Source organism: Leptolyngbya sp. BC1307, assembly GCF_002286735.1.
Taxonomy (GTDB): domain Bacteria; phylum Cyanobacteriota; class Cyanobacteriia; order Phormidesmidales; family Phormidesmidaceae; genus Phormidesmis.
Map to the genome: position 1 here is coordinate 60,746 of NZ_NRTA01000020.1, position 12,010 is coordinate 72,755.

The 12,010-nt window shown below is 49.9% G+C and carries 9 protein-coding genes and 1 pseudogene; 8 read left to right on the forward strand and 2 right to left on the reverse strand.

Annotated features, from left to right (window positions below):
• Positions 1-54 precede the first annotated feature (54 nt).
• Complete coding sequence (locus CKL79_RS12600) at positions 55-1,047, reverse strand: AraC family transcriptional regulator (protein WP_121969933.1); 993 nt, start codon at positions 1,045-1,047, stop codon at positions 55-57.
• Positions 1,048-1,751: 704 nt separating this feature from the next.
• Here CKL79_RS12600 and CKL79_RS12605 point away from each other — a divergent pair.
• From CKL79_RS12605 to CKL79_RS12625, 4 genes and pseudogenes are all read left to right on the forward strand, one after another.
• Positions 1,752-2,498, forward strand: a pseudogene (locus CKL79_RS12605) (reverse transcriptase N-terminal domain-containing protein); the annotation flags it as partial.
• Positions 2,499-5,198: 2,700 nt separating this feature from the next.
• Positions 5,199-6,050, forward strand: coding sequence for a hypothetical protein (locus CKL79_RS12615; RefSeq protein WP_141242202.1), 852 nt, complete (start codon positions 5,199-5,201; stop codon positions 6,048-6,050).
• A 151-nt stretch (positions 6,051-6,201) separates the two neighbouring features.
• Complete coding sequence (locus tag CKL79_RS12620; RefSeq protein ID WP_121969936.1) at positions 6,202-6,972, forward strand: histidine kinase; 771 nt, start codon at positions 6,202-6,204, stop codon at positions 6,970-6,972.
• A 134-nt stretch (positions 6,973-7,106) separates the two neighbouring features.
• On the forward strand, positions 7,107-7,361 hold the full coding sequence (locus tag CKL79_RS12625; RefSeq protein ID WP_121969937.1) for a hypothetical protein: 255 nt from the start codon (positions 7,107-7,109) through the stop codon (positions 7,359-7,361).
• 431 nt (positions 7,362-7,792) lie between these two features.
• Here CKL79_RS12625 and CKL79_RS24380 read toward each other — a convergent pair whose 3' ends face one another.
• Complete coding sequence (locus CKL79_RS24380) at positions 7,793-8,179, reverse strand: IS1 family transposase (RefSeq protein ID WP_121969938.1); 387 nt, start codon at positions 8,177-8,179, stop codon at positions 7,793-7,795.
• A 217-nt stretch (positions 8,180-8,396) separates the two neighbouring features.
• Between CKL79_RS24380 and CKL79_RS23185 the strand changes: the two genes are divergently transcribed.
• From CKL79_RS23185 to CKL79_RS12650, 4 genes are all read left to right on the forward strand, one after another.
• A complete protein-coding gene (locus CKL79_RS23185) occupies positions 8,397-9,512 on the forward strand; it encodes an FAD-dependent oxidoreductase (RefSeq protein WP_170944052.1) in 1,116 nt (371 codons plus the stop codon).
• Positions 9,513-9,636: 124 nt separating this feature from the next.
• Entirely contained in the window at positions 9,637-10,527 is an 891-nt protein-coding gene (locus CKL79_RS12640) for an all3515 family Zur-repressed PEP-CTERM protein (RefSeq protein WP_121969939.1), read from the forward strand.
• A gap of 268 nt (positions 10,528-10,795) precedes the next feature.
• A complete protein-coding gene (locus tag CKL79_RS23490) occupies positions 10,796-11,398 on the forward strand; it encodes a hypothetical protein (RefSeq protein WP_205879074.1) in 603 nt (200 codons plus the stop codon).
• A gap of 20 nt (positions 11,399-11,418) precedes the next feature.
• On the forward strand, positions 11,419-11,763 hold the full coding sequence (locus tag CKL79_RS12650) for a hypothetical protein (protein WP_121969940.1): 345 nt from the start codon (positions 11,419-11,421) through the stop codon (positions 11,761-11,763).
• Positions 11,764-12,010: the final 247 nt, after the last annotated feature.

Below are 12,010 nucleotides of genomic sequence, written 5' to 3' on the forward strand. Positions count from 1 at the left end.
ATAGACAATCGCTTTGGTCAGCAGCAGGAATTTTTTGATCCAAACCCGGAATTTTTAGCCCGCCTGCTCTCTCGCCATCAGGGAGTAGGTTTTGGGGTTAACGCCAAATTTTTTGCGAAAGGCAGCGGCGAAATGCCCCCGGCTTGTAAACCCTACATCACGGGCAACTTCGGTGACATTGAGGTGGCCATCGGCCAATAATGTCTTGGCGCGTTCCATGCGGTAGTGGTGTAGGCAACCAAATACCGTAGTGCCAAACAGATGGCGAAACCCCTGCTTCAGGGTAAATTCATTTAAACCAACCTGACGGGCTAACCCATTCAGCGAGGGGGGATCGTTTAGCTGCAGCTTCAAGATCTCTCGGACGTAGTGAAGGCGCTGAATATCGTCAGGTTTGAGGGTCTGCTTAGGAGGCTGATCAAGCTGGTGCTGCAACATCTGCTCTAGGTGCAGAGCCATGAGTTCCCAGACTTTGCTCTCCAGGTAAATTTGCTGGGTCAGGCCCGTATAGGGGCAGTTCAAGATCTGCTGTATGGTCGCCTGCATCGCCACGGTGGGAGAGGAGGCGTAGGTATAGCGAGCCTGGCTGGGGGCGTTGACCAATGCTTTAACTGGGGTTGTCGATTGCTCTAGGCGATCGCCCATCCAGGTACAAAATAGCTCAGGTTCCAGATGAAAACTCACGTCCAGCACTTGCAGATCTCGTTCACAGTGGCACACATCACGCTCTGCTAGACCACTGCCAGAAAAGAAATAATACTCCGATTCAAAGCTGGCCTTTGACTGCTCTCGAACCAAGCTGAATTCGTATTCTAGAGGGTGCTCCCGGTCCGGTGCTTCAATGATTACATCTTGATTAGGTTGATAGTTTGCGATCGCAAGGTCTAACCCCTGACGCGGGTGAATCTTACGGATAAACCCCTTACCTAACTGGGCTGGATAGCTCCAGGTGGTGTCGAAGCCGCTTGCGCCTGATTCAGTCGGCTTCACAGTTGGATTGGCTTGAATTAGATCCCAGTAGTCGGCCTGAGACAGAGCGATCGTCATGGTTGCAAGAATGTTAATGTCTTTGAATCCCAATTCTGAACCTTATGAGAATTATTGTCAACAAGCTAGGACAGGTCTACCAACCCAGCACGTTACGATGAAGGGGTTTTTTGCACTAACCCCCAAAAAGGTATAGTCCACGTGCGATTCGTTGAGGCCCAGAAGCTATGACATAATCCTTATAGACAAAGGCTTCCAGCCTACTATCCCCTCGGATGTTAAGGCTGAACTCTCAGTTGGATGTAGGTGAAAGTCCTACTCATCAGACTCGGATGTAACTCCTGAACTGCCCACACCGACCAGACTCGGGATTCTGGAGAGTGAAGCTGGGAGCAGGGCGCAATCAGACATCAATTGTGGGATGACACTGGCGCTAATAGGGCGTCCTCATGGTGAAATAGAACCTAAGAAAGCAGCTTAATACCAAGCAGGGACACAACTTGCCCATCCCGACTTTACTGATGCTTATCCCCGCAGCCTTCACTGGATGAGAGCTGTTAGAGTCCTGGGGAATCAGTGGCTGAAAGGGTTCCACCTAAAAGGACATAGCAATCTGACAGAGGGAACGAACAAAAACGAACCAGGGGTTCCAGGGGAAGGTCGAAAACCTGGATAGGCTAGACGAGCAGCAGAAGCCCTCTGACTCGGGTAGGACAGGTCGTAACTGACCTAAGGTGTTCAGAAAACACAACTCAGAGTAGAGCATGGTTAGACACAGCCCATCGGCCAGTGAACTTTGGCAAAGGCTGCCGTGGAAGAAATTCCGCCGCGCCCTTTTCCGCCTGCAAAGACGAGTGTTCAAAGCTGTTCGAGCAGGAGACAGGCGCAAAGCGCGGTCGCTCCAGAAGCTGATTCTCAAATCCACCTCGGCAAGACTACTGGCCATCCGTCAAGTGACACAGCTCAATGCTGGTAAAAGGACACCCGGCGTAGATGGGAAATCATCCTTGAGTTTCAAGGAAAGATTTGAACTGAATGAAACCCTCAGAACCCATGTCAACGCCTGGAAACATCAGGGATTACGTGAAATTCCAATTCCTAAAAAGAATGGAAAAATTCGTATTCTCAAAGTCCCCACCATCGCCGATAGAGCTTGGCAGTGCCTCGCGAAATATGCAATGGAACCAGCACACGAAGCTACTTTTCACGCTCGGAGCTACGGATTCAGACCAGGACGTTCGGCGCATGATGCGCAAAAGTTTCTGTTCTTGAACCTAAACTCTCGGGTGAACGGAATCAATAAACGAGTCATCGAACTCGATATTGAAAAATGCTTCGATAGGATACGACACTCAGCCATCATGGACGAACTCATTGCGCCTAGCTCCTTGAAGCTCGGAATTTTTCGATGTCTTAAGGCAGGCGTCAGTGCAGACTTTCCAGAGCAAGGCACCCCGCAAGGGGGAGTCGTCAGTCCACTGTTAGCAAATGTGGCCCTCAACGGCATAGAGATGTGCCAGCCATAGGCTTCAACCACCTGCGCTCCGGTGAGCGTGGTGTCACTAGAGAGCAAAATAATCTGTTTGCCATTCGGCAGTTGCGTGAGCACAAACAACACGGGCGTATCGGGGCTATCCCAATAGAATTCAAAGCACTGATAGTAGACCCGTTGACGTTGGCCATAGAGCCAAACCGTTGCCTGGGTACATTGCTCAATCGGGGCAAACAGCGCTCGTAGCTTCACATCTGAGCCCCACTGTCTCGGTCGACCTGGCCCCCGGACGCTGGGATTAGCTGAAAAGGCAGCATGGCCAACCGTCGAAATCGGGACGCGGCTAATCAGGTGTAGACCAGCAGCTCTGAAAGGTTTTAAGATTTTGGCTGAGGCATAGTAAGCATCTAGGGGGCCATAGCTGCCAGTGACCATAAAGGCGACACAAACGGCTGCCATCTTGTCGACTAGCGTCAGCCCTCTATCCGCCTCAACTGGCTCAATCCCATCATGTAGCTTCAGTCCTAGGGGAACAGCGAATAGCGCCGAACCACTGCCCAGCAACAGGCTAAGGGCGCTGAAGTAGTGACCCCGAATCCACTCAGGCTTACTGACATCTTCGGATTCCTGGTGCAAGCCTTTGATACCTGGCATCTTGCGCCCTTCTTTACTCACTTTGATGCCGTCTCCGGCATAGACTCGCTGCCCTTTTAAGGTCTTGATGCTGGAATGGCTTGATAACCAGCGGCCCCACCGCAAACACACCTCATCCATCGTGAATGCTGTCGAATGGAACCAGTGAAGCGCTTGCCCATAATACGCTTCGCCTAACCCTACGCCATTTAGGTAGCTGCTCACTGCTGCGGGTTGATGGCTCAAAAGCGCACCCCATAGCAACAAAACGAACCACTCAAACGGCACTTCCCAACTAAACGCTGGACGCAGTTTGACGATTCCCTTGGAAGGCTTCGCCATCGCTTGATCTATCCGTTGGTAGAGTTCCATAATTGAACTGGTTGAGTGTGGTTATTCAACCAGTCTCGAACATTCCCTGCCTTTTCGGTATCGGAATGTTCGTTGCTCTCAATCGACCAAAGCACAAGAAAAACTTCCCACTGTCCAGTTAGGTTCTTCACTCGCTTCTTGACGGCTTTCCAGTCGATGGTTGTCCAGTCCTGAAGCGGTGTCCTTGCTCCGATGTCCTGGCGGACGCTATCTTTCACAATGGACTAAGTTCCCTTACTTCGGGTTATCGCTGAAGACCTGCCAGAATTTTGCTATCTTTCGATATGAGGCAAAGTTTGAACCTCTATCTCCCGTATTACCAGGAGCCTTCGCTTCCTCTGGATCCTCTACCCGCTAGGTAGTTCCGCCTTCCTTACGGTTGGCCTACTCCGACTTTGGTCAGAGAACCTATCGGGCTTACTGTAGTTCTAAGTGTGTGAGATGCGTTCGGGTTAGGTTCCGTCTTAACTCCGATGGGAATACAATCTGTCGCTCAACCGAGTAGTAAGCGATTGAGCTACCCATGTACCTTTTGGTTAGAGTGTTTCAGCCTGATTTCACTCTGCGGTTCATGACGGGGCGTCAATGACGGTTCACTTGCGTAACCTTATCGAACTTTCCCTGGCCCGCTCCCAGCTTAGGCTGCTAGGTTAGGTACTTTCGTGGTCTGCTCTCCGCTGGGTTCATTACTTACTACCAACGCGACCGGAGTCGGTGACTCTTTTACGTGGGAACAGTGGGACAGATTCCACTGGGAGAGTTGGCTCTCCACTCAATTTGGGAGGATTAGACTAACCCTCTAACACTCAACTTCTACATCGCGCTACTCCTCAAACCCCTTATCACCCGAACTTTCGGCTGACCTCGTGCTTATCTGCCAGGTGTTTGATTGGTTCTGCCCCGATGAGTACTTCAATCCCTATGGCTTTACGAACTTCGGAGGATAGGCTGGCAGCGACGGAAAAGAACTGGCTCATGGGGGGCGATCACAAAAAACGGATGGCGAGGAGCTTTTAGCCTACGCGATCGCTCTCATAGTGTGACCCGTATTTGAGCCCCGCCCTAACTTAGGCTGCGAGTGTTACCTAAGATCGGCGTTCTTTAAACCACGCCAATGGAAGCGCCTAGCTCAGAAGAATCTATCGTTAGTGGAGGGATCAAAGGTATCCTTTGATAGAGACAATTTTACTGAGTCAGCTTTACCATAAATATAGTAGCAAGTAAAACAAGCAAGAGGGAGCAGGAGAAATCATGCAAACGTGCCCGAAGTCGCACTGAAAACTTAACAGCTCAAAATTGAAGTTCTATTTCACGCATGAAACTAATGTCTCTTGTTCTTATCTTCTTGTACTTATCTGTAGTTAACTTGAATTCGTCTATAGCTCTTTGTAGTTGATAGAAGTTAATGAAAGCAAAGAAGAATAAAATATTTGTCATTAAAATACTCTGTTAAAAGCACCGCAACTATTCTTTCGAGTGCTGTTGCACAGCAGAGATAATGAGTTTATTTCTTAGAGCGGTCTTTTATTGTATAATTGTATAGTAGGTTTTTACATAGATACTACATAAATTGAGCAAAAGATCAATATGTATTTTGAAAAGCTAGTTTCCCTCTAAAGATAGATTCTCTAACTTTTAGAATGATTGATTTTGGTTCAAGAGATCTTGCTGATGTTGATACAGGTCCTTATGTGAGGACGAAGAAAGGAAAAAGATGAAAGACCTTCATGAAAATGAGCATTCAAGCTCGACTAGATTTAGAAAACGTAGAACCTGGGCAGGCGCGATCGCCATAGGGCTAGCAGTTTCACTTATTACAGCTTGTGATGGAACAGGAACTACCCAGACGGGACAAGGAAGTGTGCCATCTGAGGATACTACCCAAGTAGAACAATCAGAAGTTCCTGCCGTTGGAGATATTGTCACAGTGAGGGGCGAAATCACAGAAACGGTCGATGGTAATGGTTTCTTAATGGAATCAAGCGCGGGTGATACCGTCCTAATTATCAATCCTACTGCTACTCCTTTTAATCTACCTGAGCAATCTATTCCTGTTCAAGTCACAGGGCAGCTAGAAACGTTCAACGCAGCTGATTCATCAAGCGAATACGGTGTAGCGCTCGACCCCGAACTCTACAGCGAATACGATCAAGAGCCTGTTGTTATTGCTCAGAACTTTGCGCTGGCCCCCACCCCCAAAGACCTAGCGGAAACACCAGACGGCTATTTTGATGAAACCGTTGCCATCGAAGGCGAGTATCGGCCTCTAGAGGAAGAAGATTCCTCTCGGAACGCATTTGCCTTGTATGAGGGCGATTGGGTTGACGACATTGGGATATTAGTAATAGGTGGTACTGAGGTAGGCGATACTGCTAACTTCGAGGCGGGTGACAACGTTGTAGTTACTGGGCAAACCCGTGAGGCCGACGAAAGCTTATTACAGCAGTCAGACTTAGGTTGGGATGCTAACCAAATCCAGGAGTTCTTGTCAAGATATGAGAGTCGACCTATCCTTGTTGCCGAAAAGGCTTATCCGATAGGTAGTACGCCTTACCCTGCCTTCTAATGCGGCTTATCTAGCACAGGATTCACCAAGACCACGGTGTAATAGCAGAAAATGTCTTTCCCAAGCTTGCTTGGGAAGCACGAAAGCAAGGGACTAAAGTTCCGCTTTAGCCTTGCTGCTACTAACTTGTCAAATTAACTAAAGGAAAAAAATGGTAAACACAAGAATCAACCAAACCGATCAAAACTACGCTCAATACAGACGAGCAGTGGGTGTTTTTAAGCGACGCGAAGATCTAGAAAGTGCTTTACAGGCGCTGAAAGATGCTGGCGTTGAGAAAGAGAGAATTTCTCTGCTTGCTAGACACATAGAAGATGTGAAAGGCGCGGATGAGATTACAGACAGTCAAGGCAACGAAGCCGGTGAAGGCGCTGGTATTGGTGCTACGACAGGTACTGTTTTAGGCGGCGTTGGCGGCTTCCTAGTCGGCGCGGGTATTCTGGCAATTCCGGGTGTGGGCCCTGTTCTGGCGGCAGGTGTTGGCATTTCTGAAATTGCCGCGACTTTGGCTGGTGCTGGTATCGGTGCTGCTACTGGCGGTCTCGTGGGTGCGCTAGTCGGCGCTGGAATTCCTGAAGATAGGGCAAAAGTGTATGATCAGCGCATTCAGGCTGGCGACTATCTCCTGATGGTTGATGGTACAGAGGCTGATCTTCGCAATGTCGAATCTATTTTGCGCGATCGCAATATCGAAGAATTTGATATTTACAATGCGCCTGATTCAGTCCAACAGTCTGCTTCGACCACTACCTCTACAACTGCGACCACAGCTGGGACAACAACCTCCGGTACACCGATGGCTGGCGGACAGACTACTTCCAGCCGTGAAGTTACCGACACTCGCGATATCGGTAATGCCGAGCCAGAGGTATACGTTGTAGATAAGCGTACCGAAACGACTAAGCGCGACCAAGTTCGCTAAGAGCCGCTAGAGTTCGCTGGGAAATATTGAGGGCTAAAGCAGTCTATTAGGGCGAGGTTCATCTGAGAGTTACACAGAACGCGATCAGTTAGGCTGACGGCTTGTTGTTAGCAGTCTGATGCGATCGCCAAGAAGTGTCATCTGCTTTTGCACCGAGCCTTAACCTGGTGTCTAACCTGATGGGCCACCGCAAGCCTATCAGCAATGCCCCAGCTATTGGCATTGGGGTATTGCTGGTGCCGCAATTGCTCTTTAGCCAGTGGAGCGTGATAAATGGCTTGTTTGACACCGCTCCGTTAACTCCGATGCAGAGATTATTGGCGCTTGTGGCAGGGCTGCCGGTGATTCTCTGGGCACTGATCCTGCAACGGATTGATCCGATCAATTGATAGGATTTGATAGGATTGATGCTCTAGGTTGGATTTTCAACGAACTCTCAACTGCCAATATATTCTCGTTTTTAATGGCCTGCCATTGTCCTCGATTGCCCTTGAGATTTTGTTGATTTTGGTGCTCATTGTGGCCAATGGCGGCGTGGTTCACGCGAGGGTAACACTTTTGGAAAATCGATACAGCTTCAAAGCGTGGTTAAATATGGTCTGAAGGAATCTGACCACGACTTAGAGTGTTACCCTAACGGGCACGATTTTGAACCACCCCCAGAAAAGCAGCATCAAGGCATTCAATTGTTTCAAATGCGCTTTTTCGACCGCCCCCAGGAGCTCGTTGCCCTGCTTCACTCATCGCCGCTGGGTCTGATAACTCCGCTATTCTCAGCCGAATACTCCCTCGTAAACAGCCCAAGACTCGATGGATATAGCTAATGCCCCCGTAGCCTAACTTGACCGCTTCGATAGCCGCATAGCGACGCCGTTCTTTCTCGTTCAAGGACTGATAGTATCGCTGCATCTGCTCTTCTATTGCTGGTGAATAAGGGCGGACTGTCTTCATCTTTAGGGCGGCAATTGCTGAATTCCCTTATTATCAGCCATGTTGACTCTTTTATTTGATCTTCGATCCTAAGCGACAGCCACTGTCGGTAGATAGGCGGCAGCGAGCGCCAGAGTCCTCGTGCGCCGACTCGACTACGCCGACCGATAAAGACCCCGACAATCTCTCCGGCTGCTGCGTCAATAGCCAGCCAAATCCACTGCTTGTTGCCCTTATTGCCGACAAAAGACCAAGCTGCGTCGCACTGAATCGTCAAGCGGCCTTTTTTTTGGCCGAACGTTCACTTGGCGGGGCACCGAGGCGTATTTTTCATTGACATACCTTGCAGCCATGGCTCAGAAACGTTAACGACGCTAGCGATGCCAGCCATCGGAATCTTCTCTAACATCTAACAGAAGTTTATCAATCAGCGATTTCGTTTCGTCGCTAATAATCTTGTTCTCAGGGTTCGCTACGAATTGCCGCCCGCAATCTTGACAACGATGATTCTGTTTACCGTTGTGAATAAAGCCATTTTTAACCACAGCTTCAGAATCGCAACTGGGACAAGCGGGCAAAAGGGAAAACACGGAGAAGGTTTGGATTGCTACGCCTACATTATCGGTAAGGGGGGAGCGATCACACATCCCCTAATTGACAGAAATATCCTTACTCGTTTAGGACTACCGAGGGTAGATTACCTGGTTCAAGCAACAGGGCATCGCTTTACCGATCTGCGCGCTGAATGGGCTGGGCATGTGTTTAATGCCTATCCGTGCGATCGCTACGGTCAAAATTTACCGCCTCACCTCACCGTGGTCGGCGCTGGCCCTGCGGGTATTGAAGTCGCGCTTCATGCCCTGCACAATCTAAATGTAGAGCAAGTCACGCTAATCAGCCGTCACGCTCAGTCTCGGCTACCCCAGCTAGAACCGACAGAACCCTACGAGTGCCAATGGTTTACTCGCGAAAAAATGCGGTTTCAGCCCACCGCAGCAAATGCTCAAGCGCTACTGCTCAAAGAGCTAGAAGCCTGCTACCAAGCCTGTAATTTGCCTTATCCCGGCTGGGACGTTCTGTTGCAAATTGAGGATTATCCTGCCTTTTTAGAAAATCACTTGCAAACAACAAAACTGTCTCCAAACCATCCCTTTGCCCATCTTGTGCGCCCGGTCATGTCATTTTACGACCAGGTAAAAGATTTGTTGTCTGCCGTCGAGCAGATTGGCGTATTGCAACTCATCAATCAGGTTAAGCCGCTGTTTGCCACACAGTCTCGGCCTTGCGCCGAACTTATGTTAGCCGCCCTCAAAGCAAAGCGATTAAAACTGATTGCAGGAGAATTTCTGCTAGAGCGCACAGCCGCCACCATTTTGCAGCCAGATGGCACTCAGATGCAGCCAAGCTGTGTAATTTTGGCAACAGGACTCGTACAGTCGATACCGCCTTTTTACCCACACTCTAGCGATACTCGCTGTTACAGCGTGACGGGCACTTCATTAAGTACGGTGCATAGAAGGGCGGAAAGCGTGGCAAGCGTCATTACACGGGCAGTCAAGCATCAGCTACTTCATCCGAGCTTTGTGATCTCGCCTAGCTTGCGGCTGTAGTTTGAAGAAGCTGTGAAGATTGTCCTGTCTCCAGAACAGAACCTCAGAGGAAGTATTGAATTCATGATATTTTTGAGAATGATAATCATTATCGTATTATCGCAAAATCACTCAGGAATTCAATATGCTTTTCTTTAAGTCGCTGCTTGCCAGCGCTCTGTTTGCACTTCCTTTAAGTTTGACGGGGATTGTGTCCACGCAGTCAAGCGCGATCGCCCAAGCAGCCCACCAAGACGATCACGAACATGCCGTCGAGCACTTTTTTGTGGGTTTAGACATCCAAGAAATTTTGACTCGCGGCGACTATATTGGATTGTCAAATCCAAACTACAACCGGCTGACCTTTCTAACGCCGCACGTCAATACAGAAGATCCGACTAGCAGCCACTTTCATGGGCTGGGATCTTACAGCTATATAGGCGCTGTGGAAAATCCAACGGTGCTTTCAACCAGCACCAACAACCGGATTCCAGAAACCTACAGCGAGCAGCCACCGCTAACCTTAGTGCCAGGAACAGGATTGTTTGACGGGCTGCTGATTAGCATGGCGACAGACTTGCCTTACAGCGATCTGGGTATTGCCCCTGTGCAGTCCATTCAAACGCTAGATGAGAATCTATTTGGCAGTTCCGATGGCCGCTGGACGGGTTCTTTGGCAGATGCTGCCATTGCGCTTGAGCTAGTATCGATTACACCTGGGCTGCATGTTGCTGATCAAAGCGCAACCAATATTTTTGCCAACGTGGGCGATCGCTACGTCATTGGTGAAGGCAACGACTTTGAAGAATTCATGCCTACTTTTTGGACAGACGCCGCCGCACCTGTAGGTAACTACTCAGCCACCTTCAAGCTGCAAGATATCAGCATCCGCGAAAATCGTTTGGGTGAATCTGGCACCTTCACGGCTGACTTCCAAGTTGCCTCAGTCCCTGAGCCCTCGGTCTCTCTTGGGTTGGGCTTACTAGGATTGGTCGCTATTGCAAAGCGACGTAAACGCCCTCACCAAGCAACATAAACACAGTCGGTTTGCTCTCGCAAAGTCTCTTTAGCAACGGGCTCGTTGTGACTGATAACAACGAGCCCTATCTTTGTCTCAGGTTTTGTCTCGGGCGAAACTGTCAGCACTAAGTATTCAAAGCTAAGTATTCAGGCTCGGCGCAAAAGCGGGTAACACTTTGTGATGAAAAGTTCAGCCTTGCGCGGCACCCAACTGGGTTGTCCGGGGTGACGTAGAGCCGAGATACTCAAGGCTTGTCGTTTCTGCTTGTCCGCGAGTCCAACTCATGAGTTCAGCTTTTTCAGTGGCCGCCACCTTGCCCGCCGATACTCGCCAGCAGATAGCGATTGAGGCGCTGGCAAAGACTAAACCGATCAGGCATCTGGCCACTGACTATGAGGTCAGTCGTAAGTTTGTCTATGAGCCGAGCGACAAGGCGAAGCTGGCCCTGGATGACGCTTTCGAGCCCACTACCCCTAACGAGCAAGTGCTGTTTCATCTGCCGATCACCAAAGCCTGGGTGTTTCAATTGATTCTAGGGCTCGTGCTGATCTGCCATAGTTCATTGTGCGGAGTGGTGGAATTGTTGCGCGATATCTTTGACATTGAGATCAGTGCCAGCACGGTTCGCAACCGTCTCAATGCCGCAGCAGAGCAAGCCAGCACGATCAACACAGCACAAGACCTGTCACCGATTGAGGTGGATTTGCGGGACGAGATTTTTCAGGCGCATCGACCGGTGCTGGTGGGTGTGGATGCTGCCTCGACCTACTGCTACCTGTTGAAATTGGTTGACCATCGAGACGAAGACACCTGGGGCTGTCATCTCCTGGATGTGATGGAACATTCGACCCAGACTATACGATTGCCGATGGCGGCAGCGGGTTGAGAGCAGGGCAGAAAGCAGTGATGCCGGAAACGCCCTGCCATGGCGATGTCTTCCATATTCAGCAGCAGCTTGAGCAGGTGGCCAATGGACTGGCCCGCCAAGCCCAAGGCGTGATCACCCATCGAATCAAGCTGGAGCAGACGATTACGAAGGCTCTGCTAACGAACAGCATGACTCAGAAGCTGACCATTCAACAGGTGAAAGCCACCCGCCGAGAAGCCGGGCTGGTTGCCCGTGCCCAGGATGTCAAAACGCTATTGCAATGGTTCTCCCATGATGTCCTCGCCTTAGCTGGCCCGTCTTTAGCGGTACGTCAGGAACTGTTTGACTTCAAGGAAAGCAATATCCGACCATTCGTAAGCTGAGAAAGGCACTGCACAATCAGCGTGATCAGCTGCTCTCCTTTGCCGGTGTCCTTGACCAGAAACTAGCAGTCATCGCCGAATCGTTTGAGCTACCGTTACAGGCAGTGCGGGAGGTCTGCCTGCTACACCGGAAACATAAGACATCCAATCCAGCCCTTTCAAGGTGATTTCTTGTCTTCTTTAGCTTTGGCCAAGAGGCGCGCGGTAGAGACATGCGGCTTGTCTTTCTGATATTTGGGCTTCGGTA

Coding starts and splice junctions, on each gene's coding strand:
- CKL79_RS12650 (WP_121969940.1), top strand. CDS start 11,419: ATGCCGGAAACGCCCTGCCATGGCGATGTCTTCCATATTCAGCAGCAG.
- CKL79_RS12620 (WP_121969936.1), top strand. CDS start 6,202: ATGGTAAACACAAGAATCAACCAAACCGATCAAAACTACGCTCAATAC.
- CKL79_RS12615 (WP_141242202.1), top strand. CDS start 5,199: ATGAAAGACCTTCATGAAAATGAGCATTCAAGCTCGACTAGATTTAGA.
- CKL79_RS12600 (WP_121969933.1), bottom strand. CDS start 1,047: ATGACGATCGCTCTGTCTCAGGCCGACTACTGGGATCTAATTCAAGCC.
- CKL79_RS12640 (WP_121969939.1), top strand. CDS start 9,637: ATGCTTTTCTTTAAGTCGCTGCTTGCCAGCGCTCTGTTTGCACTTCCT.
- CKL79_RS23490 (WP_205879074.1), top strand. CDS start 10,796: ATGAGTTCAGCTTTTTCAGTGGCCGCCACCTTGCCCGCCGATACTCGC.